Origin of the sequence: Chthonobacter albigriseus (genome assembly GCF_013839445.1) — a bacterium.
Taxonomy (GTDB): Bacteria; Pseudomonadota; Alphaproteobacteria; order Rhizobiales; family Pleomorphomonadaceae; genus Chthonobacter; species Chthonobacter albigriseus.
On the sequence record NZ_JACDIT010000001.1, the window covers coordinates 763705 to 788170 of the forward strand.

The 24466-nt window shown below is 68.4% G+C and carries 28 protein-coding genes; 12 read left to right on the top strand and 16 right to left on the bottom strand.

Annotation, left to right across the window (positions count from 1 at the left end):
* Window positions 1–89: 89 nt before the first annotated feature.
* The 5 genes from HZ321_RS03415 (at window position 90) to HZ321_RS03435 (ending at window position 5918) form a co-directional block, all read left to right on the top strand.
* Window positions 90–1226 (top strand): DNA topoisomerase IB, encoded by a 1137-nt coding sequence (locus HZ321_RS03415; RefSeq protein ID WP_244635547.1) that lies wholly within the window; start codon window positions 90–92, stop codon window positions 1224–1226.
* Window positions 1223–3457, top strand: a complete 2235-nt coding sequence (locus HZ321_RS03420; RefSeq protein WP_181700226.1) for a VTT domain-containing protein — start codon at window positions 1223–1225, stop codon at window positions 3455–3457. Before HZ321_RS03415 ends, HZ321_RS03420 begins: the two co-directional genes overlap by 4 nt.
* Window positions 3458–3469: 12 nt before the next feature.
* On the top strand, window positions 3470–4147 hold the full coding sequence (locus HZ321_RS03425) for an endonuclease/exonuclease/phosphatase family protein (RefSeq protein WP_181700227.1): 678 nt from the start codon (window positions 3470–3472) through the stop codon (window positions 4145–4147).
* Between the two features lie 129 nt (window positions 4148–4276).
* Window positions 4277–5230 carry a ring-cleaving dioxygenase gene (locus HZ321_RS03430; protein ID WP_181700229.1) on the top strand — a complete coding sequence of 318 codons (954 nt, stop codon included), beginning with the start codon at window positions 4277–4279 and terminating at the stop codon, window positions 5228–5230.
* Between the two features lie 13 nt (window positions 5231–5243).
* A complete protein-coding gene (locus tag HZ321_RS03435; RefSeq protein WP_181700231.1) occupies window positions 5244–5918 on the top strand; it encodes an alpha/beta hydrolase in 675 nt (224 codons plus the stop codon).
* A gap of 232 nt (window positions 5919–6150) precedes the next feature.
* Here the strand turns inward: HZ321_RS03435 and HZ321_RS03440 are convergent, their stop codons facing one another.
* The 6 genes from HZ321_RS03440 to HZ321_RS03465 form a co-directional block, all read right to left on the bottom strand.
* On the bottom strand, window positions 6151–6882 hold the full coding sequence (locus tag HZ321_RS03440) for an anti-sigma factor (protein ID WP_181700233.1): 732 nt from the start codon (window positions 6880–6882) through the stop codon (window positions 6151–6153).
* Entirely contained in the window at window positions 6879–7430 is a 552-nt protein-coding gene (locus HZ321_RS03445; RefSeq protein WP_244635549.1) for a sigma-70 family RNA polymerase sigma factor, read from the bottom strand. The genes HZ321_RS03440 and HZ321_RS03445 overlap by 4 nt, the downstream gene beginning before the upstream one ends.
* Before the next feature lie 90 nt (window positions 7431–7520).
* Window positions 7521–8198, bottom strand: a complete 678-nt coding sequence (locus HZ321_RS03450) for a methyltransferase family protein (RefSeq protein ID WP_181700237.1) — start codon at window positions 8196–8198, stop codon at window positions 7521–7523.
* A 104-nt stretch (window positions 8199–8302) separates the two neighbouring features.
* Window positions 8303–10621 (bottom strand): Tex family protein, encoded by a 2319-nt coding sequence (locus HZ321_RS03455; RefSeq protein WP_181700239.1) that lies wholly within the window; start codon window positions 10619–10621, stop codon window positions 8303–8305.
* A gap of 210 nt (window positions 10622–10831) precedes the next feature.
* Window positions 10832–11149, bottom strand: a complete 318-nt coding sequence (locus HZ321_RS03460; protein ID WP_181700241.1) for a DUF2934 domain-containing protein — start codon at window positions 11147–11149, stop codon at window positions 10832–10834.
* 178 nt (window positions 11150–11327) lie between these two features.
* Entirely contained in the window at window positions 11328–11750 is a 423-nt protein-coding gene (locus HZ321_RS03465; RefSeq protein WP_181700243.1) for a con-10 family general stress protein, read from the bottom strand.
* 420 nt (window positions 11751–12170) lie between these two features.
* Between HZ321_RS03465 and HZ321_RS03470 the strand changes: the two genes are divergently transcribed.
* Window positions 12171–12653: a YciE/YciF ferroxidase family protein gene (locus HZ321_RS03470; RefSeq protein WP_181700245.1), complete on the top strand. Its 483-nt coding sequence runs from the start codon at window positions 12171–12173 to the stop codon at window positions 12651–12653.
* Window positions 12654–12761: 108 nt separating this feature from the next.
* Here HZ321_RS03470 and HZ321_RS03475 read toward each other — a convergent pair whose 3' ends face one another.
* Window positions 12762–13178 (bottom strand): DUF2934 domain-containing protein, encoded by a 417-nt coding sequence (locus HZ321_RS03475; RefSeq protein ID WP_181700247.1) that lies wholly within the window; start codon window positions 13176–13178, stop codon window positions 12762–12764.
* A 239-nt stretch (window positions 13179–13417) separates the two neighbouring features.
* Between HZ321_RS03475 and HZ321_RS03480 the strand changes: the two genes are divergently transcribed.
* Entirely contained in the window at window positions 13418–13576 is a 159-nt protein-coding gene (locus HZ321_RS03480) for a DUF3309 family protein (protein ID WP_181700249.1), read from the top strand.
* A gap of 88 nt (window positions 13577–13664) precedes the next feature.
* Here HZ321_RS03480 and HZ321_RS03485 read toward each other — a convergent pair whose 3' ends face one another.
* From HZ321_RS03485 to HZ321_RS03500, 4 genes are all read right to left on the bottom strand, one after another.
* Entirely contained in the window at window positions 13665–13997 is a 333-nt protein-coding gene (locus HZ321_RS03485) for a hypothetical protein (RefSeq protein ID WP_181700252.1), read from the bottom strand.
* A complete protein-coding gene (locus tag HZ321_RS03490) occupies window positions 13951–14349 on the bottom strand; it encodes a hypothetical protein (protein ID WP_181700255.1) in 399 nt (132 codons plus the stop codon). Before HZ321_RS03490 ends, HZ321_RS03485 begins: the two co-directional genes overlap by 47 nt.
* A 172-nt stretch (window positions 14350–14521) precedes the next feature.
* A complete protein-coding gene (locus HZ321_RS03495) occupies window positions 14522–14788 on the bottom strand; it encodes a hypothetical protein (protein ID WP_181700257.1) in 267 nt (88 codons plus the stop codon).
* Window positions 14789–14832: 44 nt separating this feature from the next.
* On the bottom strand, window positions 14833–15063 hold the full coding sequence (locus HZ321_RS03500) for a hypothetical protein (protein WP_181700259.1): 231 nt from the start codon (window positions 15061–15063) through the stop codon (window positions 14833–14835).
* Window positions 15064–15217: 154 nt separating this feature from the next.
* Here HZ321_RS03500 and HZ321_RS03505 point away from each other — a divergent pair, with 154 nt between their 5' ends.
* Together HZ321_RS03505 and HZ321_RS03510 are read left to right on the top strand one after the other, a co-directional pair.
* Window positions 15218–15718 carry a ferritin-like domain-containing protein gene (locus tag HZ321_RS03505; protein WP_181700261.1) on the top strand — a complete coding sequence of 167 codons (501 nt, stop codon included), beginning with the start codon at window positions 15218–15220 and terminating at the stop codon, window positions 15716–15718.
* Window positions 15719–15933: 215 nt separating this feature from the next.
* Window positions 15934–16476: a sigma-70 family RNA polymerase sigma factor gene (locus HZ321_RS03510; protein ID WP_181700263.1), complete on the top strand. Its 543-nt coding sequence runs from the start codon at window positions 15934–15936 to the stop codon at window positions 16474–16476.
* Between the two features lie 79 nt (window positions 16477–16555).
* On the opposite strand, the gene HZ321_RS03515 is transcribed toward HZ321_RS03510, so the two are convergent.
* The 5 genes from HZ321_RS03515 to glgX form a co-directional block, all read right to left on the bottom strand.
* Window positions 16556–16792, bottom strand: coding sequence for a DUF2934 domain-containing protein (locus HZ321_RS03515; RefSeq protein ID WP_181700265.1), 237 nt, complete (start codon window positions 16790–16792; stop codon window positions 16556–16558).
* A gap of 61 nt (window positions 16793–16853) precedes the next feature.
* Window positions 16854–17075, bottom strand: coding sequence for a hypothetical protein (locus HZ321_RS03520; RefSeq protein WP_181700267.1), 222 nt, complete (start codon window positions 17073–17075; stop codon window positions 16854–16856).
* 228 nt (window positions 17076–17303) lie between these two features.
* The gene (locus tag HZ321_RS03525) at window positions 17304–18107 is read right to left on the bottom strand and encodes a PRC-barrel domain-containing protein (protein ID WP_181700269.1); all 804 of its coding nucleotides are present in this window, start codon (window positions 18105–18107) and stop codon (window positions 17304–17306) included.
* A gap of 132 nt (window positions 18108–18239) precedes the next feature.
* Window positions 18240–19037: a response regulator gene (locus HZ321_RS03530; RefSeq protein WP_181700270.1), complete on the bottom strand. Its 798-nt coding sequence runs from the start codon at window positions 19035–19037 to the stop codon at window positions 18240–18242.
* Window positions 19038–19312: 275 nt separating this feature from the next.
* Window positions 19313–21493 (bottom strand): glycogen debranching protein GlgX, encoded by a 2181-nt coding sequence (glgX, locus tag HZ321_RS03535; protein WP_181700272.1) that lies wholly within the window; start codon window positions 21491–21493, stop codon window positions 19313–19315.
* A gap of 211 nt (window positions 21494–21704) precedes the next feature.
* Between glgX and HZ321_RS03540 the strand changes: the two genes are divergently transcribed.
* The 3 genes from HZ321_RS03540 to HZ321_RS03550 all read left to right on the top strand — a co-directional run bounded on the left by HZ321_RS03540 (window position 21705) and on the right by HZ321_RS03550 (window position 24460).
* Window positions 21705–22970, top strand: coding sequence for an AI-2E family transporter (locus HZ321_RS03540; RefSeq protein ID WP_181700274.1), 1266 nt, complete (start codon window positions 21705–21707; stop codon window positions 22968–22970).
* Window positions 22942–23319, top strand: a complete 378-nt coding sequence (locus HZ321_RS03545; protein WP_181700275.1) for a response regulator — start codon at window positions 22942–22944, stop codon at window positions 23317–23319. Before HZ321_RS03540 ends, HZ321_RS03545 begins: the two co-directional genes overlap by 29 nt.
* An 82-nt stretch (window positions 23320–23401) precedes the next feature.
* Window positions 23402–24460 carry a putative zinc-binding metallopeptidase gene (locus HZ321_RS03550; RefSeq protein ID WP_181700277.1) on the top strand — a complete coding sequence of 353 codons (1059 nt, stop codon included), beginning with the start codon at window positions 23402–23404 and terminating at the stop codon, window positions 24458–24460.
* Window positions 24461–24466 lie beyond the last annotated feature (6 nt).

Here is a 24466-nt window from a genome sequence, read left to right on the forward strand (position 1 = left end):
CCATATCGCGGCGCGCCAGGGGCGAATGCGCCGCCGGAAACGGAACGGGCGGAGCCGGTTCTCGTTACTCCACCCTGGAGGCTCACGTCATGGTGGAGATGTCCCGCGTACCGGTCGAGGCGATAATCGCCGACGTACCGGAGGACCTGAAGGCGACCGGCCTCGTCTATGCCAGCGACGAAGCGCCGGGAATCACCCGGCGGCGGCACGGCAAGGGGTTCTCCTTCCGCGATCCGGATGGCAGCACGGTCACGGACGCGGAGACGCTGACCCGGATCAAGCGGCTTGTGATACCGCCGGCGTGGACGCAGGTCTGGATCAGTCCCGATCCGATGAGCCACCTGCAGGCGACCGGCCGCGACCAGAAAGGCCGCAAGCAGTATCGCTACCACCCCTCCTTCAGCCTGCACCGGGAGGTCGTCAAGTTCGAGCACCTCATCGAGTTCGGCCAGGTGCTGCCGCAGATCCGCCAGCGGGCGCTCGCCGATCTCCGCCGGCACGGGTTGCCGCGCGAGAAGGTGCTCGCCTGCGTGGTCAAGCTCCTGGAGACCACGCTGATCCGGATCGGCAACGAGGACTACGCGCGGGAGAACAAGAGCTTCGGGCTGACCACGCTGCGCACCCGCCACGTAGCGGTTGAAGGCGCGGCGATCCGCTTCGAGTTCAAGGGCAAGAGCGGCAAGCCGTGGAAACTGAAGGTCAGCGACCGGCGGATCGCGCGGGTGCTGCGCACCATCCAGGAGCTCCCCGGCCAGCGGCTGTTCCAGTATGTGGACGAGGACGGCGTGCGCCAGAGCATCGGCTCGGCCGACGTCAATGGCTACCTCAAGGAAATCAGCGGCAAGGACGTCACGGCCAAGGATTTCCGGACGTGGGCCGGCACCGTCCAGGCTGCGCTGGCGCTGGCCGGCGTTGAGTACCCGGAGACCAAGACCGCCGTGCGCAAGGCGCTGAAGAAGGCGATGGACGACGTCGCCTCCCGACTCGGCAACACCCCGACGGTCTGCCGCAAGTCCTACGTCCACCCGGAGATCCTCAGCGCCTTCGAGGAGGGCAGCTTGGCGCTGGCCGTCCGCGAACAGGCCGAGATGGACAGCGACGCCACCGAGCGCGGCGAGCTGGAGGACTACGAGCAGGCGGTGCTCGTCTTCCTGCGGGAGCGGATGGAGCGCGCCAAGGCGCAGGAAAAGGACCTGATCCGGGCCCGAGAAGAGGTCGCGGAATGATGGCGCCCCTCACCCGCGCCCACCAGCTGCTGTCGGGAAGGCGCAAGCTGGAGCGCGGCCTGGAACCGGGAGGCATGGTTCCGCGTCATCCATCAGCCATGATCGAAACACCCGAAGATACCGACGTCGCGACACTCGACGGCCTGTGGCGGACCGAACGCGCCTCGCGCGCCACCGTTCTGCGTGACGCGGCCCCCTACTACGGCGCCCTGCGCGAGGCTCTCCTCAAGGCCGAGCGGCAGATCGTGATCGTCGGGTGGGATATCGACAGCCGCACGCCCCTGGTCGGGCCCTCCGGCACGGCGGACGACGGCTATCCGCTTCACCTCGGCGACTTCCTCTCCGCCCTTGTGAAGGAGCGTCCGGACCTGATGGTCCATATCCTGCTCTGGGACTTCTCCGTGCTGTTCTCGGCCGAGCGGGAGTTCTTCTCCTCGCTGGTTCTCGGCTGGCTGTCGCCGGAGAGGATCGACTTCTGCCTTGACGACTGCGTGCCGTTCGGATCGGCGCATCACCAGAAGATCGTGCTGATCGACGAGACCATCGCCTTCTCCGGCGGCATCGACCTGACGATCCGCCGCTGGGACACGCCGGAGCACGAATACGAGAACATCCTCAGGGTGGATCCCGGCAACAAGCCCTACCGGCCGTTCCACGACGTGCAGATGCTGGTGGAGGGCGACGCCGCCCGCGCGATCGGCGACGTGGTGCGGATGCGCTGGCAGCGAGCGCGGTGCGCCGACCTTCCCGTCGGGCTCAACCGGGCCGGCACGGCCTGGCCGGACAACGTCGAGCCGCATTTTACGGACGTGTCGGTCGGGCTCTCGCGGACCGACCCGCCGATGGACGGCCGGCCGGCCGTCCGCGAGATCGCGGAGCTGTTTCCCGCGATGCTGAAGACAGCCGAGCGGTTCATCTACATCGAGAACCAGTTCCTGACCGCCACCAGCGTGGCCGAAGTGATCGCCGGGCGGATGAAGGAACGGCCAGGCCTGGAGACGATCCTGATCGGCCCGAAGACCTACGCCTCCTGGATCGAGGCGAAGACCATGGGCGGCGGGCGCCTCGCCTTCATGAAGGTGCTCGAGGACGCCGGCGTGTCCGACCGGGTACGCCTTGTGTACCCGCAGGTGTGCCATGGCGAGGAGTCGATCGACGTGATGGTCCACTCCAAGGTGACCATCGTCGACGACAGGCTGCTGCGGATCGGATCGGCGAACCTCAACAACCGATCGATGGGCACGGATACCGAGCTCGACCTCGTCATCCTCGCGCGCTCGCCTGAAGAGCGCGCGATGGTGACCAGGCTGCGCGACACCCTGCTTGGCGAGCATTTCGGCGCCGACGCCGATCTCGCCGGCTCGCTCGTGCGCCGATCCGGGTCGATGATCGCCGCCCTGCCCGACCTCGACCGCACCAACCGCTGCCTGACGCCGATCGACGACCATGCGGCGGAGGAGATCGACGCACCGGAGGCGGTGGTCGCCCTCGCCGACCCGGACACGCCGATCGACACGGACACGGTGATCACCCGAATGGCCGAACCCAAGCCGGTGCGGCGCACGCTCGGCGGCTACTCCCGCCTGCTGGCGCTCTGCGCGGTGACGGCGGCGCTCGTCCTCATCTGGCGGGTGACGCCGCTGAAGGAATACACGGACGTGGAATCGCTCCGCGCCGTCGCCGAGGAGATCAACGGCGACCCGCTGGCACCGGTCTACGTGATCGTCGCCTACATGGTGCTCGGGCTGTTCGCCTTTCCGATCAACATCGCGATCGTGGTGACCGCGATGACCTTCGGCACGGCGCTCGGGCTTCTCTACGCGACGATCGGCACCCTCGCCTCGGCGCTCCTCACCTACGCCATCGGCGCCACCGTCGGCAAAGGGACGATCGACCACATCCTCGGGCCGAAGTTCGCCCGGGTGGGGCGGCGCATCCGGGACCAGGGCGTGTTCGCGGTGGCAGCCATCCGCATGCTTCCCGTCGCGCCCTTCACGATCGTCAACCTGATGGCGGGCGCGAGTCACATCCGTCTGCGCGACTACGCGCTCGGCACCTTGATCGGCCTAGCGCCCGGATTCCTCGTCATCGCGCCGCTCGGCGGCCAGATCGCCCGGGTCGCCACCAACCCCACCAGCATGGACATCGCCATCCTGGTCGGGCTGTCGCTGTTCTGGCTCGCCGTTTCCTGGGGGCTGCAGAAGATCCTTTCGCGCTTCGCCAACCGCTGATACGGCTCCGGCATGCGCGTGATGACCTGGAACATCCATGGCTGCGTCGGCACGGATGGCGTCCGTTCGCCGCAACGGGTCGCGGACGTTGTCGCCGCCGTCACGCCGGATATCCTCGCGGTGCAGGAAGTGGACCTGCGCGAAAGCCATGGCGATCCCGTGCCGTTCTTCGATCTCCTGGAGGCTCATGCCGGCGTCCACCGGCACGAGGTCTGGACCATTTCCGACGCCCGGCGGCAGTACGGCATCGCGCTGATCAGCCGGTGGGAGATCCTGGAGGCGCGGGCCGTGGACCTCGCCTACCGATCGCGCGAACCGCGCACAGCCATCGATGCCATCATCGCCGCTCCCTCCGGCCCGATCCGGGTGATCGCCACCCACCTCGGCCTAGGGCGCGGCGAACGGCGCGACCAGATGCGGCGCCTGTTCGAGGTGGTCACCCCGGTGACGCGACCGACGATCCTGCTCGGCGATTTCAACGACTGGCTTCAGCCAGGCGCGGTCGGTCGCCTGCTGGCGCCGAGCTTTCCGACGGCGATCGGCGGGCGCACCTTCCACGCGCGCCTGCCGGTGTTCCCGCTGGATCGCATCTACCTGTCCCCTCATCTCAAGGGAACGTCTCTGTCCCTTCCCCTGCCCCGCGACGGCTCCGACCATCTTCCTGTCATCGCCGACGTTCAGCCGACCTGAGGCTCGCCACACAACGCTTCCTGGTGGATTGTTCACGTGGTGGAAACGGTGCTCCACCCCAGCCGGCATTTGCCCTTTCGCCCGGCGGCCCGATATTGGGGACAACGCAATCGAACGAAGGAGGCGGCCATGGAGCTCGCACTTCAGGGAATCCATCATCTCACGGCCATCACAGCCGACGCGCCGGGCAATCTGCGGTTCTACACCGACGTGCTCGGGATGCGGCTGGTCAAGAAGACCGTCAACCAGGACGACACAAGCGCCTACCACCTGTTCTACGGCGACGGCGCGGCGACGCCTGGCTCGGACATCACGTTCTTCGACTGGCCGGTGGCACCTGCCCGCCGCGGCACCCACTCGATCGCCCGTACCGGCCTCAGGGTCGGTGCCGAGTCGCTCGGCTGGTGGCGCGACCACCTCCGCGCCAAGGGTGTCAGCACCACCGATGTGGCGGTGATCGACGGCCGGGCTACGCTCGCCTTCGAGGATTTCGAGGGGCAGCGGCTGGCGCTCGTCGACGACGGCGGCACGTATGAGGCTCACCCCTGGGCAAAGAGCCCGGTGCCGGCCGAGCACCAGATCCGCGGCCTCGGACCGATCACGCTCAGCGTCCCCGACCTGACGCCGACGGCCGCGGTGCTGATGCACGTGATGAACATGGAGCCGGTGCGGGACTACCCGCTGCCGACCGATCCGACGAAGACCGTCCACGTCTTCTCGATGGGACCGGGCGGCGCGGCGGCCGAGTTGCATGTGGCCGTGGAACCGGGCGTTCCGGCGGGCCGCGAGGGCGCCGGCGGCGTGCATCACGTGGCGTTCAGGACGCCGGACTACGATGGCCTCAGGGCCTGGACCGAGCGGGTCGCGCAATTCCGCGTCCCGTCCAGCGGCGAGGTGGAGCGCTACTACTTCCGCTCGCTCTACTTCCGGGAGCCGAACGGGATCCTGTTCGAGATTGCGACCGACATCCCTGGCTTCACCGCCGACGAGCCGGCCGAGACGCTGGGCGAGGCGCTGTCGCTGCCGCCGTTCCTGGAACCCCGGCGGGCGTCCATAGAGCGCAACCTCAAGCCGCTCGCCTGAGGAGGAAACGGTCATGGCCATCACCCTCACCCGGGGCAGCGCCCCGCACGCCGGCCAGCCGGTGCTGTCGGCCGGCGCCAGCCCCGAGACGGCACGCGCCGCCGTCATCCTCGTCCACGGACGCGGAGCGGGGGCCGACGACATCCTGTCGCTTTCGGCGCATCTCGCCGAAAGCGGCGACGTCGCCTTTCTCGCACCGCAGGCCCGGCAGGCGGTCTGGTATCCGGAGCGCTTCCTGGTGCCCCGCGCCCGCAACGAGCCGGATCTCTCCGCCGCGCTGGCGGTCATCGACGGACTGGTCGCCGACCTGGAGGCGGCGGGCGTCGCGGCCGAGAACGTGGTGGTCGCCGGGTTCTCGCAGGGCGCCTGCCTGTCGCTGGAGTGGGCGGCGCGGTCCGGCCGTCGGCTCGGCGGCGTGGTCGGCTTCAGCGGCGGACTGATCGGCACCGACGAGGAGATCGAGACGCGGAGCGGCTCGCTTTCCGGTACGCCGGTTTTCCTCGGCTGCAGCGATGTCGACTTCCATATCCCCGTGGAACGGGTGCACGCCACCGCGCGCATCCTGGCCGGCCTCGACGCTGTGGTGACCGAGCGGATCTATCCCGGGCTCGGGCACACCATCGTGATGGACGAGGTGGAGGCGGCGCGACGGATCGTGGAGGCGGCGCGCAAGGGGGTGAACACTTAAGGCGCTCTTCCTGATTGTCACGGGCGACACCGTGCCGCTACAGACCGCTGAGAGAATGCCCTATGTCGGAAGCAATCCGTCGGGATAGGCGACAACGGCCTCTCACCGAGGGGGGACGGACCTCGCAAGAGGACCTTGAAGACGGCAACGGCGGTGCAATCCCTCTGCCCCGCCGCACGCCACGGGAAACCCCGGTGCGGACCTCCGCAGCCGGGGTTTCTTGTCGGGCGGATCAGGGCGTCTCGGGGATGAGGGCGCCGGAGTAGACCACCGGGCCGGTCGGGCCGCCGGTGGGCGAGCCGCCGACCGGCTCCACGCTGACGGCGAAGACGCCTGATGTGGGCGAAGGCCCGGCCCGCTCGGCCGGGATCCGCAGCACCGGGGCGGCGGGATCGAGAACACCCAGCGAGACCGGCGTGCCGCCCTCGGCGATGTGCCAGAGTTCCAGGCTGCGGTCGGCGGGCTGTTCGGCGGCGACGGAACGCACCGTGACCGTACCGGCGGCGGTGTCCACCGACACGATCAGCGCCGGCTTGGCGCCGTCGCTGTTGACCACCGCCACGAAGCGGCCGTCCTCCGGCGCGACGGGGCGGATCACGTCGTAGACGACGAAGGCGGCGAGGGCGGCGGCGAGCGCGGAGATCCCGGCCGCAAAACCGCGCCAACGGTTGAGGCGACGGGTCAGGTCCACCACGTCGCCGGAGCGAGCGCCGAGCACCGCCGGCCGGACAGCCGGAGCTCCGCCGGCGCCGAGCGCGCGATCGATGGCGAGCCAGACCCGCGCGGGCGGATCGACGGGCGCCGTGCCGGCGTCGAGGGGGCTCAGCCGGTCCTCCCAGGCGCGCACGGCGGCGGCCAGGTCCGGGTCGTCGGCGAGCGCGTGTTCGACCTCGGCCCGCTCCTCCACGGGAAGCGTTCCGAGCACGTATTCCGCCGCCTTGCTGTCCCGTTCCTCCGGCGTCATGGCCTTTCCAGACACTCCTTCAGTCTTGCGAGCGACCGGTGGAGCCAGGTCTTGATCGTCCCGACGGGACGGTCGAACCGCTCGGCCAGTTCCTCACGCGAATATCCATCCTGATAGGCGAGCAGCACGACCGTGCGCTGTTCGTCCTCCAGCGTGCCGAGGCAGCGGCGCAGCGCCTCGCGATCCGTCGGATGCACCGCGTCGGCGTCCGGGTCGGCGAGAGCCTCAAGGCTGTCCTCGTCGGTGTCGGCGAAACGGTTCCGCGCGGTCTGGCGCTGGCGGACGACATCGATGGCCGCGTTGCGGGCGATGGCGGCCATCCAGGTGACGGGCCGGCCGCTCTTCGGGTCGTAGTCGGCCGCCTTGCGCCAGATGCGCAGGAAGGTGTCCTGCAGGACGTCCTCGGCAATCGCCCTGTCCCGGACGATACGGAGCACCACGCCGAAGAGTTTCGAGGAGACCGCCGAATAGAGCTGGTGGAAAGCCGGCCGGTTGCCCGACGCGGTCTGCGCCAACAGTCGGGTCAGGTCCGGCTCGTGCTCCTGCAAGTGATCCTCCGGCCCGACGCGTTCCGTCGCTCGTGCGCAATCTGCCTCCGGATCGGCCGGAGCGCAAGCATGCACCATGCAGGCGGGCGGTCAGGTCGCGGAAGGCCGGTTGCGGTGACGGGCCTCGTCGGGGACGGGCGACAGCGCCGAGGGGTCGCCGACGCCGAACCAGCGGGGCACGGCGGCGCGGTAGCGAGCGTAGGCTTCGCCGTGGCGGGCGAGCAGCGCGGCTTCCTCCAGCATCGCCTGCTTGACGATGACGGCCAGCCCGACGCCGAAGCAGACCAGGGTGAAGCCGGACGGGAAGGCCAGCAAGAAGCCGAACTGGCCCATCATAACGCCGGTGAAGATCGGGTTGCGGCTGAGCCGGTAGGGGCCGCTGGTGACCAGCCGCTCGCCCACGCCGCGCGCCATCCCGGAGCGCCAGTCGTCGCCGAGATAGGAATGGGCGTAGTCCACCAGGAAGAGGCCGGCGAGCATCAGCCCGAAGCCGGCGATCTGCATCGAGAAGGGCGCCGGCATCGGCAACGGCAGCAGCCAGGCGTCCACGCCGGGCCAGCCGACACGGGCGATGCAGACGCCGAGGATCAGGCTGCGGAAGACACGGAAGAGGATCTGGTGCGAAGCATTGCGGCTGCCGCGAGCGCCGATCTCGGCGTGCGGAATCCCGCTGCGGGCGCGCAAGCCCATCAGCCGGGCGGTGTAGTGCACCGCCACGAAGCCGAAATAGCAGGCCAGAAAGGCCCGCATGAAGGCGTCAAAGGTCATCCCCCGATTCCCTGAGCCCCGTCCCGATGAGCCACTGTGGCAGAGCGGGAGGGGATGGGAAAGACGATAGGTCGTATCTCTTGTTATTATATGAAGTTCTCTGACTATTTCCGACGAAACGCGGCAGCGAGGGCGGCGCCCAGGGAGCCCTCCGGTGCCTTCGCAGGACCACCGGCGGGCTTTCCTCCCGCCGGCGGCACCGGGGCGCGATCGGCGCCCGTGCGCTGCCCCGTGCGGGCCGGCGCCGCGCCGTCGTCCTTGCGCATCGAGAGCGCGATCCGCTTGCGCTTGGCGTCGACCTCCACCACGCGCACCTTCACCACGTCGCCGGCCTTCACTACCTCGTGCGGGTCCTTGACGAAGCGATCGGCGAGCTGGCTGATGTGGACAAGCCCGTCCTGGTGGACGCCGACGTCGACGAAGGCGCCGAAGGCGGTGACGTTGGTCACCGTTCCCTCCAGCACCATTCCCGGCTTCAGGTCGGCGATCTCCTCCACGCCCTCCGCGAAGGCTGCGGTGACGAAAGCCGGGCGCGGGTCGCGGCCCGGCTTCTCCAGTTCGGCGAGGATGTCGCGGACGGTCGGCAGGCCGAAGCGCTCATCGACGAAGGCGCGCGGGTCGAGGCTCTTCAGCACGGCGGCGTCGCCCATCACCTCCCGCAGGTCGCGGCCGCAGGCGGCGATGATCTTCTTGGCGACGCCGTAGGCCTCCGGATGCACCGACGAGGCGTCGAGCGGTTCGACGCCGTCGCGGATCCGCAGGAAGCCCGCGGCCAGTTCAAAAGTCCGGGCGCCCAGCCGCGGCACCTCCATCAGCGCCTTGCGGCTGCGGAAGGGTCCGTTGGCATTGCGGTGCGCGACGATCGCCTCGGCGAGCGAGGCCCCGAGCCCGGATACGCGCGCCAGCAGCGACGCGGAGGCGGTGTTGAGGTCGACGCCGACCGCGTTCACCGCGTCCTCGACCACCGCGTCCAGCGCCTTGGCGAGTCGGTTCTGGTCCACGTCATGCTGATACTGGCCGACGCCGATCGCCTTCGGATCGATCTTGACCAGTTCGGCGAGCGGATCCTGCAGGCGGCGGGCGATGGACACCGCCCCGCGCAGCGAGACGTCGAGGCCAGGGAATTCGGCGGCGGCCGTCTCGGACGCCGAATAGACCGAAGCGCCGGCCTCGGAGACCACCACCTTGATCGGCTTAGGCGGCGGCAGGTCGCCGATCAGCAGGGAGGCCAGCCGGTCGGTTTCGCGGGAGGCGGTGCCGTTGCCGATGGCCACCAGTTCGACCTTGTGGCGGCGGATCAGCGCGGCGAGTTCCCGCATCGCGCCCTGGACGTCGTTGCGTGGCTGGAAGGGGTAGACAGTCGCCGTTTCGAGCAGCTTTCCGGTGCCGTCCACCACCGCGACCTTCACGCCGGTGCGGATGCCGGGGTCGAGGCCCATGGTGGCGCGAGACCCGGCGGGCGCGGCGAGCAGCAGGTCCTTCATGTTGCGCGCGAAGACCCGGATGGCCTCCTCCTCCGCCCGCTCGCGCAGCGTGGTCATGAGGTCGAGCGACAGGTGCAGCGACAGCTTCACGCGCCAGCACCAGCGCGCCACGTCGAACAGGAAGCCGTCCGCCGGCCGCCTGGCCGGGACCCTGATGTCGTAGGCCGCCGCGACCATCCGTTCGACGGGCTTCACGGGCGCGGGATCCTCGGCGTCCACCTCCACGTCGAGGGTCAGGATCTCCTCGTTGCGGCCGCGCAGCATGGCGAGCGCGCGGTGGCTCGGCATGGTGGCCCAGCGCTCCACGTGGTCGAAATAGTCGGAGAACTTCGCGCCGGCCTCGGCCTTGCCGTCCGCCACCCGGGCGCGGACCTGCGCCTTGTCCGCCATGTAGCCACGCAGGCGGCCGACAAGGTCGGCGTTCTCGGCGAACTGCTCGGTGAGGATATCGCGCGCGCCGTCGAGCGCGGCCTTCACATCCGGCACGACGTCGGTGAGAAAACCGGCGGCAGCCTCGGCCGGCACGGTGCCGCGGTCGGCGAGGATGCGCTCGGCAAGCGGTCCGAGGCCCTTCTCGCGGGCGATCTCGGCCTTGGTCCGGCGCTTCGGCTTGAAGGGAAGGTAGATATCCTCCAGCTCGGCCTTGGTTGACACCGCCTCCAGCCGTCGCCGCAGGTCGTCGCTCAGCTTGCCCTGGCCGTCGATGGAGGCGATCACACTCGCCCGGCGGGCTTCCAGGTCGCGGAGATAGGTGAGCCGCTCCTCCAGCTTGCGGAGCTGGGTATCGTCGAGCCCTCCGGTCGCCTCCTTACGGTAGCGCGCCACGAAGGGCACCGTGGCGCCTTCATCGAGAAGCGCGACGGTGGCGGTCACCTGCGCGGGCCGGCAGGCAATCTCCGCGGCGATGATGGCGGCGATACGGTCGGCAACGGTGCTCATCTGTCGTCCGTCCCTCTGGCCGGAACCCGTCGGTCCGGCATGCGCGGGCGAAGCGCTGGTGCTTCGCGGCGGCGCACCATAGGCCGCCCCCTCGCCTGGCATCAACCGAAGTCGCAGGGGTTTCCGTGGATAGAGGGAGTGATGCGGACGGGCGGGAGGGCCCGCGATGGGGATCGCGGGCCGTGCAACCGCTTGTCCGGTCCGGTCGGTTCAGATGGCGCGGGCGCGATGGCGGCCGCGGGCGGAGCCAGTTTCGTCCGCGTCGTTGGCCGCCGCCGGCGGCTCGGAGCGAACGCTGGTGACGGGCTGAGACATGGCTGGTGGATCGGAGGCGGGGAAGCTCTCCTCGATCCCCTCGTCGATCATGTTCTCGGCGGACTCGCCTGGCGGAGCCTGGTCCTCCTCGTCGACGATACGGGCCGCTATACTCCAGTGAACTTCGGCCCGGTCGTCCGGCCGGCCTTCGCTTTCCCAGATCCGGTGCGCTCGTTCGCGGATCCGTGCTTCCCGGTCGGTATCATGAGTCATGGGTGCCCTCGCGTCCCGGTGGGTGGCCCCTGTGGCCGGAGAGATCCGGCTCGGGGCATTCCACCAGTTGGAATGGGCTAAACCAATCGCCGGCCGTCGCCTAACGACTGCGACCGACACGCTTCAGCCCGACATGGTGAAAACACCCCGTCGCCATGATCCGTTCCATAGGTTGACGTCAATGTGTCCGGCGGGCTTCCTCGCCACTCCCCTCGTGGGAGAAGGCTTGCCGGCCGGACTTGCGGCCTGGGCTTGTTGCATCCTCCGGCCGGGTGCCGCCGTGGGAGGCCTGGCCGCCCTTGCGACCTGCTTCGGCGGCCAGCGAATGGTCGCGGGAGAAGGACCGCTTGTCGCCCGGCACGCTCTGGCCGCCCTTGCGACCGGCGGCGGCTGCGAGCTCCCGGTTCTGGGAGAACGACCGCTTCTCGTTGGGAACGCTTTGCCCGCCCTTGCGGCCAGCCTCGGCCGCCAGTTCCCGGTTCTGGGAGAACGACCGCTTGTTGTCGGGAACGCTTTCGCCGCCCTTTTTAGCGATTTCGCGCTGCTTGTTATCGTCCATAGCCGCGAACCCGCGGTTGGACTTGGTGCGGTCACCAGCCATCTGGGCCTCCAATGATCGTTGCCATCAAGCCTGCGCTTGCAAGCTCCAGGGCACAACGAGAGGCCAATCCATTTGTTCCCAATATTGCTGATGGCTCGACGCCGGAAGTCTGTTTCGCGGAAGGATAGGTGGGCAGACCGACGCACAAGACTTCATTCCTATCCGCCTTCTACTTATATTTCTTCTTGCTGCGAAATCCTGGACTCCTTGAAGCTTCCGGCGAACAAGGCCGCAGCCGCCCCATCGGAGCCGTAGATACTGCGCATAGCCCCGACAATCGGAGAGTCGGCAACGCGGTTTCGGTGGTGGTCGGGCAGCCGACCCGCGGCGGCGGCGGAACAAAGTTCGCGAAGGCGGGGTTCGTCGGCAAGGGCGCCCGGTCGGGCGCGCCGACCATTTCATGCCTGCGGAGACAACCCTATGAAGACCTTGAACGACCTGTTCCTGCATATGCTCAAGGACGTCTACCACGCCGAGAAGCAGATTCTCCGCGCCTTGCCGAAGATGGCCAAGACCGTCACCGCGCCCGAGCTGCGCAAGGCGCTAGAACTCCACCGTGAAGAGACGCTCCGGCAGGTCGAGCGGCTCGAGCAGGTGTTCGAGCTCCTCGACAAGCGGGCGCGCGGTGAGCCGTGCGAAGCCATGCAGGGCCTCATCGAGGAGGCCAAGAGCGTGATGGAGGAAGCCGAGGCGCCCGAGGTGATCGACGCCGGCGTTCTCGCCGCGTCGCAGGCCGTGGAGCACTACGAGATCTCGCGCTACGGCACGCTGATCGCCTGGGCGACCCAGCTCGGCCTCAAGGATGCGGTGCCGCTCCTCACCGAGACCCTTGAGGAGGAGAAGAAGACGGACCGCCTGCTCACCGACATCGCGGAGAAGCAGATCAACCGCAAGGCGGCCTGACCCGCTTCGCGTCACGAACGGCACGCCGCGACCCTGGAGGTCGCGGCGTCTTCCTTTCAACGGCACGTTTCGCCGGTTGATCGACCGACCGTCGGTCGGCAGAACCCGTCAACGGCCGGAGCTGCCGCCCTTGGGGCCACCGCGTGTCCGCCCTCCGGTCTGACGCGCTGCCTTCGCCGGCGCAGCCTTGGCGCGATCCTTTCCGGCAGGCTTCGGCGCGTCCTCCACGGTCAGCGACTGCGTCCCGGCCGCGTCGGGAAGGTTGTCGAAGCTCGGACCGCCCTTGCCTTCCCCCTCGTCGGCCAGATCCGGGAACTCACCCTGGTTTTCGAAGGCGATTGCCGGTTCCACGACGTCGCGCGTGCTCTCCTCCACGGGGATCAGGGTCGTTTCAAAGGCATCCTGGATGGCGATGATCTCGCGCGCCTCTTCCCAATGGGCGTCGGCACGGCCTTCCGGCTTGCCCTCGGCGACCCACAGCTCGTAGGCCTTCTCCCGGATCCGGCGCTCGTCATCGTCGATCATGTGCATGCTCCCTGGGGTTCGGTCGGAAGACAACACGGCCGCTCGTTGCAAGGTTCCCGCGCGGAAAAAGCAAGCAGCGGCGGGGCGCACGGGCTCCGCTGCGGGTGGCGCCGTTCACGCCAGGCGTGACAACGTGCCCTTGCGCGCTCCGTTCGGTCCGCGTCGTGGAACAAACGGCTCCGCTTCAGGTTCGGACGGCGTACCCACACGCGGCGCACTCTGCCAAGCCGGAGCCGGACATGACGCTCTCCACCATCCTCATCATCATTCTGATCCTTCTCCTGATCGGTGCAATCCCCTCCTGGCCCTACAGCCGCGGCTGGGGCTACGGACCGGGCGGCATCCTGGGCGTCATTCTCCTGATCGTGATCATCCTGGCCCTGATGGGCCGGCTCTGACCCCAGGAACGCTCGACAGCACCACACGCAAGAAGCCCGGCGGGTCGCTCTGCCGGGCTTTTTTCATGCGGGAAGCAAAGGAGAGGGGTCAGGCGAGGCTGCTCGGCGAGGCGCCGGTGTCGCCGCCGCCTGCCGTGGATAGCCCGTCGCGCACGGCGCGCAGCAGGCGCTTGACCTCGGCGTCGGCGATCCGCTCGGTGGCGAAGGCGGCATCCGGCTCCACGCCGGGATCCTCCTGGTGATCTTCGGTGCCGAGGTGATCGGCGAGGTCGTCCAGAAGGCCGGGGCCCCGCGCCTTCACGGCGATAGCGACCAGCGCCTCCAGGATCCTGCGGTGAGCGGCAAGGACGCCCTCGACCTCGGCGGGCGTCAGCTCACCGCTCGACCTGGCGGTCCTCGTCGTCGGCGTCGGATTGCTCACGGAAGGTCTCCAGGTCGCGGCGGATGATCTTGGGCTGCTGATCGCCGGTGGTCTCGAAGGTCTCGGGCGTCGACATGCCGCCGTAGTAGCCGCGCACCGGAACCTCCTCGGTCTCGGTGCGGGACGGTCCCCCCTCCCCTTCGACGGCGGCGCGCTCGGCCGGGGGAGCCTCGATCACCTCCTTCGGCAGGATGGTGTAGCGGGGCGGGCGAGGCCCATTAGGCTCGCCGTAGACGCGGTCGTCGCCGTCCTCGGCCAAATGCTCCGGCCGGCCGATCTCGTCGGCGGGGCCGGAGGTGGGTGTGTTCTGGTCGGAGGCGCCGCTGCGCCCACCCGGGTCGCTCGTGGTCATGTCCGGAACCTTTCTTCGATCGGCGATCGCCGCGGGCCGGGGCGCGGCCGGCACAATCCGCCGGCTCCAGCAGGAAAACGGCGAGGGAAGTCAGACCGCCCCCCGCGATCCAGGCGTCGCGCCGGCCGCCGATCCAAACCGGCACGCGTCCCCCGTTGTTCCGTGGGCACCGTCAGCGCGTGTCGCGGCCGGAGGACCCGTCCTGGCGCTGGTCGGGATCGGTCGGGCCGTCTACCGCCGGGTTGCTGTAGCTCTCGCCCTCGGTGGTATAGCCCTTGGGGCTGGTCTCGGAGCGCCGGTCAGCCTCGCGGGAGGAGCGGTGGTCGGCCGCCTTCTCCGGCGAGAGCCCGTCCACATCCGCGGGGTTGCGGTGCATGCGGTGCTTCTCGGCCGCGGGATCGTCGGTACGCTGGGAATTGTCGGTGCGGTCGTCGCCCATGACGGCTGATCCTTCGCTCAAGCTTTCTGGTCCCCGTCAACGGGCTACGGCGGACCTTCGTTCCGCGCGCCCTTGTCCAGGCGCGGCTCGTCGACCACGACGCGGGCGTTCGGATGGCTCGCCACGAACTCCAGGTCCGCGGCCAGCTGGCGCGGAAACACCGGCGAGATCTCGATCGTAACGATCTCGTGGAACTCGTTCACCGCCAGGATGCACAGGCAGCGCTCCTCAGGCCGGTACTCCATCTCCTCGATCCTGATGCGCAGGTGCGCCATCCATCACCTCATGTTCGCCCGTTGGTCGCGTGAATGCCCCCGCCTCCCCGAGTCCGGGCGCCGGTCCGTTGTTCCCATTCCGCGTCAGCGCAGGAACCGAAGGGGAGTCCGTCCGGTTAGTCCCCCATTGCAACCGAACGAGGAGCCACATCCCATGGCGAACCAGGATACGAATATTCGTGACGTCTTCATGGTGGGTCTCAGAAACGCCCACGCCCTTGAGAACGAGGCGCTGTCGATCATGAACCGCCAGATCGAGCGGATGACCGACTACCCCGACCTTCTCGCCCGCCTGCGCCAGCACGTCGGCGAGACCAACCGGCAGATCCAGCGGATCGAGCAGATTCTCGGCTCGCATGACGAGAGCCACTCGTCGCTGAAGGACACGGCTCTTTCGATCGCCGGCAACATCGCGGCGATGATGCACGCGCCGGCCGAAGACGAGATCCTGAAGAACACCTTCGCCGACCTCGCCTTCGAGGCCTACGAGATCGCGGCCTACAAGTCGCTGATCGCGATGGCGCGCGCCTGCGGCGAGACGCAGGCCATCCCGCTCCTGGAGGAGAGCCTCAAGGAGGAGGAGGCGATGGCCGCCTTCCTCGACCAGAACGTCGACAAGGTGACGGTCCAGTACCTGTCGCAGCGCCGCGCCTGACACGCGGACATGTCAGCGTCGCGGGGCCGAAGGTTCCGCGGCGCTTCCTATCCTTCGTTCACATTTCACTGCGGCGGTCTGCGGCAGGCGGAACGATCCAGTGAACGAGACGTTACTCCTGCGTCCGACGACCGCTCCTCTCCCTTGCGACAGGCCTCGCCTATCCCGAGCGCCGAGACGACGCGTCGTTTCCTCTATCCGCGGATGGTGCCGACATGACAGAAACGTCGTGGGACGCGAAAGCTGAGATCGCAGCCCTCATTCCCGCACTTCGCGCGTTCGCCCGCACCCTGGTCCGGAACCCGTTCGATGCGGACGACCTGGTCCAGGAAACCCTGATGAAGGGCATCGCGAACGTGCACCGGTTCCAGCCCGGGACGTCGCTGAAATCCTGGCTGTTCACGATCTTGCGGAACACCTTCTACACCAACATCAAGATCTCCAACCGCGAGCATCCGGGTGCCGCCGGCTGCGTCTCGGAGGAGTGCATGCTGCTGCCCAGCCAGGAATGGTCGGTGCGCGGCGTCGAACTGCGGGCCGCGCTGGAACGGCTGCCGGAGGACCAGCGCGAGGTGCTGGTGATGATCGGCGTGCTCGGCATCTCCTACGAAGAGGCCGCGGTGATCTGCGGCTGCGCGGTCGGCACTATCAAGAGCCGGCTCAACCGCGCCCGCAACCGGATGCTGACCTACCTGGAAGCGCAGGATCCGAACGAGCTGCTGGAGGACAACGAGCCTGCCCGCGGGCTCGCCGCCTGAGGCAGCTGGACCTGATCACCTCGAAACAGACGCTGCGGCCGGGGTTTCCCCGGCCGCATCCGCTTGCCCGAGGGTTGCCTTACGAATTGCCCGGCCGGGTCTTGCGCGGCCTGTTCGGGGTCCGGACCGGCGCGTCGACGGCCGCCTCGTCGGCTTCGAGGTAGCTGACGTTGTCGAGCCCGACGTTCTCTTCGGTCTCCTGGTCCACCATCCGGCGGGCTTCCGCCCAGTGGCGCTCCTGGCTCCCCTCAGGTTGACCTTCCTCGATCCAGAGGCGATAGGCGCGCTCCCGGATCCGCTGTTCGATATCCGACATCCCTTGGTCTCCAGCAGTGTCGAGGCGGAGCCTAACGATGGACGGAGAGGATGGTTCCAGGTCAGCGGGGATGCGGAGGGGGGCGGATCTCGTCGCCGTCCTGCTCCTCGGGCGAGGCCGAGAAGCGGGCTTCCAGCTCCGCGGAAAGTCGGGCGAGTTCCGGCGGCACGGGTTCGTCGATCAAGGGGCGGAACAGACGGCGCAGGCCAGCCCCGAGCTCGGCCTGGCGGGTGTCCAGCCGGTGCACGTTGTCGGTTCCCTCGCGGTCATCTTCAGCCGTCATCATGGCAGCGCCGTGCCCGTCGTTTTGACATCCATGACCCATACGCCGCCGGTTGCGAAGCGGATTTCGTGCCTCGAGGTCACCGCCGGGCCTGCGGTGTGGCGCAGATCACACGAGCGGAACCGCCGGATGCCGGCTTTGTTCGCCTGCCACCAAAGGAAAAGCTCCGGCGGGTGACCGCCGGAGCCTCTTTTTTCCTAGGACTGTCGTGCGAGACGACGTTCGCCGTTACTGCGAGGTCCCGGTCGTCGAGCCCGCGCCGGTGGTGGCGTCAGGCGTCGTGGCGTCCGGCGTGGTCGCACCGGTCGGCGGCGTCACGCCTTCGCTGGAACCACTCGACATGGTGCTCTCGGCATCTTCCGTCGTCCGGAAGGCCGGCGCGCCGTTCAGTTCTTCCTTGGTGGTCTCGAGGCTGACGATCAGGTCGTCGCTCTCGCCGTCCTCGGTGTTCACGGTCAGGCGCTCGAAGGGAATGGCGACGTTCTTCTCGCCGATGCCGAGGAAGCCGCCGACGCCGACGACGATCGCCTCGCCCTGGCCATCCTGGGTGAACAGCACGTCATTGACCTCGCCGATGTCCTCGTCGGTCGACGAACGGACCTTGGCGCCGATCAGGTCGCTGGCCAGCCACTGGCCGGACTGCTGCATGTCGACGAAGGGCTGTCCGCTCATGCCGGAAGAGGTCGCGGCGGTGTCCGTGGAGGTCGACGCCGGCGGGGTCTGAGCGGTGTCGGCCGGCATGTCGGTGGATGCCGGAGGAGTCTGGGCCGTGTCGGACGGCATGTCGGTGGACGCCGGCGGGGTCTGGGCGGTATCGGCCGGCATGTCGGTGCTCGGGGTCGGCGTCGTGGTCGTCGCCGAGGGCGCCGTGCCGGTGCCGCTATTCATGTCAGTGCCGGTGGCGGCGCCGTCGGTCGCGGCGGGCGGCTGAACCTGCTGGCCAGTCGTCGTGGAGTTCTGATCCTGTGCGAAAGCGCTGCCCGCGGCCAGGAACGCCACGGTGGCCAAGATGGATACGGATGTCTTGTTCATGGTCATCTCCTGATTGTTTCTGAGCGCGTCGGGCGCTGCATATGAAACTCACGGAGCGACACGGTTGTTCCATTGCCCCGACACAAACCTCACAATCGAATTTGATGTTTTTGAGTAGTGATCAGCTGCAATTCAGGCTTCGCCGACATTCACAGGCGCGGAGGTTGCAGCTTCAAAGAAGAGCGCCTGCGAAATGACCGCGCGCAGAGTCGCGTCATCGAAGGGCTTACCTACGACATAGGTCGGCTCGAGCCCTGATCCGGTCAGTAGTCGATCGCTATGCCCGGTCACAAAGACGACAGGTACGGAGAATGCTTCAAGAATCTCCTCGACGGCATTGATTCCTGCCATGTCGTCGTCGAGTTGGATGTCGGACAGGATGAGCCCCGGGCGCAGGATCTTGGCCTGGGCGACGGCGGTCTCCCTGCGCGAGGCGACGCCAACCACGATGTGGCCCATGTCCTCCACGACGCGCTTCACGTCGGCGGCGATCAGCCATTCGTCCTCGATGATGAGCACCCGCGTTTCGAGCTGGTGGTCGATCGCCCGTTCGGCCGCCTCGATCAGCGCACGGATGTCGTCGCGACGGCGATCGGTGATCCAGGCGATCTCGCTTTCGTTGAAGCCCTCCATGAAGGAGAGCAGGAAGACCAGACGGTTGAGCGGCCCGAGCGCCTGGAGCCTGCGGTCGACCCCGAAACCGGGATCCCCTGCCGAGGCGATGGTGTCGTGGATATCGAGGCTCCGCCAAGTGGAGAAGAACGCCCGGAACAGCGCCGCCCGCGCGTCGGGACTGCCTTCCAGCGATGCGCGCCCCTCGATCAGGGCCTTCAGCGTTTCGCTGACAAACGCGTCACCGAGATGGCGCGAACCGGAAAGGGCCCGCGCGAACCGGCGCAGATAGGGTACGTGGCTGGCGATGCGGCCCATGGTTGCGGTCTTCGGTCCCTTCCTCGCCCGACCTGTGGCGGGCGGGGACGGCGGTCGAAACAGCCGCCCCCTGATGAACGCAAACGGTCAAGGCCGCGTTCCGAGGATGGCGAACAGGAAGGCCAAGGCAACGGCCGCGATGCCAAGCACCAGCACCCAGCGCATCCTTCCGGCTAGGGCGCCTCCACGCGCCTCGGTGGGATTCTTAACCGGCGAACCATCGGGATCGGTATGCGGGATCGGTTGCGTCGGGCGCACGCGATTTGGGTCGTCCGTCATTGGGGCTCCTCTTCCTTCAAGGCGGTGGCGGGGGTTGACGCCGCGGACTTGGGCGCCGGCATCTCGGCTTCGTAGATCCGCAACGAGCGACCGCCGAGCACGGCCGTGGCGCCGCCGCGAACCGGCGTGTCGTCGCAGGCGTCGGCGGTGTCGACCAGGCAGATCCAGCCCTGGTCGCCACCCGGCACGGTGAACTCGACCCCGTCCGCGGCGCCGTTGAGCATCACCAGCATGGCCGGTTCGTGCGGACGCGACGGGGCGAGGCGCACCGACAGGCATTTGACGTGCGGCTGGCTCCACTCGTCCTGCTTCATGCGAGTGCCGGTGGAGGAGTACCAGGTGACATCCGGCACGCCTCGGCTGCCGCGGTCGCCGGTCAGGAACTCCGCCCGCGCGATCGCCGAACGGCGGCGGCGCAGGTCGGCGAGGGTGCGGATGAACGACACCAGCTTGGGGTCCGACTTGGACCAGTCGATCCAGCCAATCTCGTTGTCCTGGCAGTAGGCGTTGTTGTTGCCGCCCTGGCTGTTGCCGATCTCGTCGCCGGCCAGCAGCATCGGGACGCCCTGGCTGAGGAAGAGTGTCGCGAGCAGGTTGCGCTTCTGGCGGTCGCGCAGCGCGTTGATCTCGGGATCGTCGGTTTCGCCCTCCACGCCGCAGTTCCAGCTGCGGTTGTCGGAGTGGCCGTCGTTGTTGCCCTCGCCGTTCGCCTCGTTGTGCTTGTCCTGGTAGCTGACGAGGTCGTGCAGCGTGTAGCCGTCATGGGCGGTGACGAAGTTGACGCTCGACCACGGCCGCTTGTGGCCTTCGCCGAAGAGGTCCTGCGAGGCGGCGAAGCGGGTCGCGAAGGCGCCGAGGGTGCCCTCGGTGCCAGCCCAGAAGTCGCGGACCACGTCACGGAAGTCGCCGTTCCACTCGGAGAAGCCGGCGGGGAAGTTGCCGAGCTGGTAGCCGCCCGGCCCGACGTCCCAGGGCTCGGCGATCAGCTTGACGGTGGAGAGCACCGGGTCCTGCAGGATCGCCTGGAAGAAGGGATGGCGCGGGTCGAAGCCGTCGGGACGGCGGCCGAGGGTCAGCGCCAGGTCGAAGCGGAAGCCGTCGACGTGATAGGTCTCGACCCAGTAGCGCAGGCTGTCGAGCACCATCTGGAGGACGCGGGGGTGGTTGGTGTCGATCGCGTTGCCGGTGCCGGTCAGGTCGTCGTAGTGGCGACGGTCGCCCGGCATCAGGCGGTAGTAGGAGACGTTGTCGATGCCCTTCCAGGACAGCGTCGGTCCGAGGTGGTTGCCCTCGCAGGTGTGGTTGTAGACCACGTCGAGGATCACCTCGATGCCAGCGTCGTGCAGCCGGTCGACCGCCTCGCGGATCTCCATGCGGTCGCCGGAGGAGAGGTAGCGCGCTTCCGGGGCGAAGAAGGAGAGCGTGTTGTAGCCCCAGTAGTTGGTGAGACCGCGCTCCAGGAGGTGGCGGTCCTGCGCGAAGGCGTGCACCGGCATCAGCTCCACCACCGTCGCGCCGATGCGCTTCAGGTGCTCCACGATCGCCTCGGAGCCGAGGGCGGCGAAGGTGCCGCGCACCGGTTCCGGCACGCCGGGGTGCGTCATGGTGAGGCCGCGCACGTGGGCCTCGTAGATGACCGACTTCGGCCAGGAGACGCCCGGCGAATTGCGCCGGGTGGGGATCGTTTCCACCACCCGGGCCTTGGGGATGAAGGCGGCGCTGTCGCGCTCGTCCATGACCAGGTCGGCCTCCTCGCCGGCGCCGATCGTGTAGCCGTAGAGAGCGTCGTCCCAGGTCAGCTCGCCGACCAGTTCCTTGGCGTAGGGGTCGATCAGCAGCTTGTTGGGATTGAAGCGGTGGCCGTTCTGCGGGTCCCAGGGGCCGGTCACGCGGTAGCCGTAGACGGCGCCGGCGAAGACGTCGGGGACGTAGCCGTGCCAGACGCCGTTGGTGCACTCCTCCAGCTCGATGCGGCCGACCTCGTGTACGCCGCGGTCGTCGTAGAGGCAGAGCGTGACGCGCTCGGCGTGGTCGGAGAAGAGGGCGAAGTTGGTGCCGTTCTGGTCGGGCGTCGCGCCCAGCGGGTAAGGCAGCCCGGAGCGGGCCGCGCGCGTCGACGGCCGCGAGGGGGAACGCGTTCCGGCCTCGGGCCGAGTTTGCGAAGCGACGTCCGACATGAGGTCTCCTAGGGATGGCCGAGATCACGCCGGGCGGCGCGGAACGCCCCATCAAGGGAACGACACCTTCAGCTTCTCGGGCAGCTTCTCGGGCTTTGCGTAACGCGGGCAGTGCAGCAAACGTTCCGCACGTCGGTGGGGTGGAACCGGTCGGCGACGCGGGTGCTTGATCGGGAATAGAACCCAGGCGCCAGCCGTTCGCCGAGAGGACATGACCCGCGATCCGACCACGTTCCATGATCCCGCTCGGGTCTCGCCCAGCCGCCCGCGACGGGGTCGTGCGCCGGTGGACGGGGTGGCCTTGGCGCGCACGGCGATCATCGGGCTGTTCGTCATCGCGCTCACCGCGGCGGTCTATGTCGCCGCGCCGCTGGTGGTGCCGGTGACGCTCGCCCTGGTGTTCGGGATGGTGCTCGGCCCGGTCTGCGACCGGATGATCCGCCGCGGCCTGCCGCCCTTCGCGGCCGCGGCGCTGATCGTCGTCGCGGGGATCGCAGCGGTGCACGGGCTGGTGGCCGCCTTCGCCTATCCGACGCTGGAATGGCTGGACCGGGCGCCGGAGATCTGGGACGCCATGCGCGAGAAGCTGGCGCCGGTGCGGCTGATGGTGGAGCAGCTCAACACCCTCTCCGACACGGTCGAGCAGGCGGCCGGGATGAGCGGCGGCGGGCTGCAGGTCGACATGCGCAAGGGGATGCTCGCCAGCGCGGTGACCATGCTGCCGGAGCTCGCGGCGCAGCTGGTGCTCTTCATCGGGACGCTGTTCTTCTTCCTGGCGACCCGGCGCGAACTGCGGCGGGCGCTGCTCGGGCTCTGCATCCATCGCCGGGCGCGGCTGACCGCCGCCCACATCATCTCCGACGCGGAGAGCGCCCTCTCCCGCTACTTCGGCACGATCACCGCCATCAACGTGGTGCTCGGCCTCGCCACGGCCGCCCTCGCCTATGCCTACGGGTTGCCGGCGCCGGCCCTCTGGGGCGTGCTCGGCGCGGTGCTCAACTACGCGCCCTATGTCGGGCCCGCGCTCGTCACGGCGATCCTGTTCGGGGTCGGCATCGTATCCACCGACACGCTCACGCAGGCGATGCTGCCGCCGCTGACCTTCGTCGCGCTGCAGACCGTGGAGGGGCAGTTCATCACGCCGGCCGTGCTCGGACGGCAGCTGACTCTGAACCCGCTCGTCATCTTCATCGCGATCGCCTTCTGGCTCTGGCTGTGGGGTCCGGTGGGGGCCTTCGTGGCGGTGCCGCTGGTGCTGATCGGGTCGGTGGCGGTGGACCGACTGGCCGGGCGCAACTCGTTCGAAACGCCGGCCGGACCGGCGCTGCCGCAGCGCTTCCGGCGAGGGAACCAAGCGCAACCTTCGGCGGTTGTGCATCCAGGAACTCTGCCGTTGGTTTCCCGGGCTTCCGAACGCACAATCAGAACACAAGAGGAGGCGCTGCCCCATGCGAGCAGCCAATATCCTGATCGTTGAAGACGACGCCATCTTCGCGCTCGATCTGCAGGACATCGTCTGGGAAGCCGGCGGCACGCCGATCGGTCCGGCGCGCTGCATGCAAGGCGCGCTGGAGCTATGCCACCGCTATCCCATCGACCTCGCCATCATCGACGTCAACCTTCAGGATGGGCCGAGCGGCCTTGCGCTCGCCCGCATGCTGGGCGAACAGCACGGGATCCGCACCGTCATCGTCTCCGGCAACGTGCCGGCGGCGGAAGTGGTGGGTGACACCGAGCACGTCTTCGTGCAAAAGCCGGTACCGTCCGAAGTGCTGGCCCGGCTTGTGAAGCCGGTCGTCGACAGCCTCTCCCGGCAGGTCGCCTGACGTATATCTTCGTCCGGACCTCTCGTCCCTCTCCATCCGATCCCGGCCCGAAGCCGGGATCCTTCTTGTCGGCAGGGCCCCCGTGAAGCTCTTCAACTGCGACGGCTGCGGCCAGCTCATCTATTTCGAGAACACCACTTGCCTGTCCTGCGGGCGGGGGCTCGGCTATTCGCCGTCGCGGCGGGATATGCTGGCAGTCGACCCGGACGGCGGCGGATTGGTCACGACCGCCGGCCGGTACCCGGTGAAGTTCTGCGAGAACGCCACGTTCGGAGCCTGCAACTGGCTGGTGGCGGATGACGACCCCAACCCCTATTGCCGCGCCTGCCGGCACAACCGCACCGTCCCGGATCTCTCCGATCCGCGCAACGTGCAGCTCTGGCGCAAGCTGGAGAACGCCAAGCATCGGCTGATCGACGAGCTGCTCGCGTTGCGCCTGCCCTTGAAGACCAAGGCGGAGAGCGAGGAGGAGGGTCTGGCATTCGACCTGCTCGACGCCGAGGCGCGCGATCCCAACGATCCCCCGATCATGACCGGGCACGCCGACGGCGTGATCACGCTCACCCTGCACGAAGCCGACGACGCGGTGCGCGAGAAGATCCGCGCCGATCTCGGCGAGCCCTATCGCTCACTGCTCGGTCACATGCGACACGAGGTCGGCCACTTCTATTTCGACCGGCTGGTCGCCTCCAATCCGACGGCGCTGCAGACCTTTCACGTGCTGTTCGGCGACGAGACGCGCGACTATGGCGAGGCGCTCAACCGCCACTACGCCTCAGGACCGCCGCCGGACTGGCAGGAGCGGCACGTCTCGGCCTACGCCACCGCCCACCCTTGGGAGGACTTCGCCGAAACCTTCGCCCACTACCTCCATATCGTCGACACGCTGGAGACGGCGCACGCCTTCGGCCTCAGCGTCCGGCCGCGCGTCGGCGGACCGGAGGTGGCGGCCCGGATCGAGGATGATCCGAAGCGCGCGCAGACCATCGAGGCGCTGATCGCGATGTGGCTGCCGCTGACCTACGCGGTCAACAGCCTCAACCGCAGCATGGGCCAGCCGGATCTCTACCCCTTCGTGCTCGGGCCGGAGGTGATCAACAAGCTCGGCTTCATCCACGGCCTCGTGCTCGCCTGGCGGTGAGCGCGG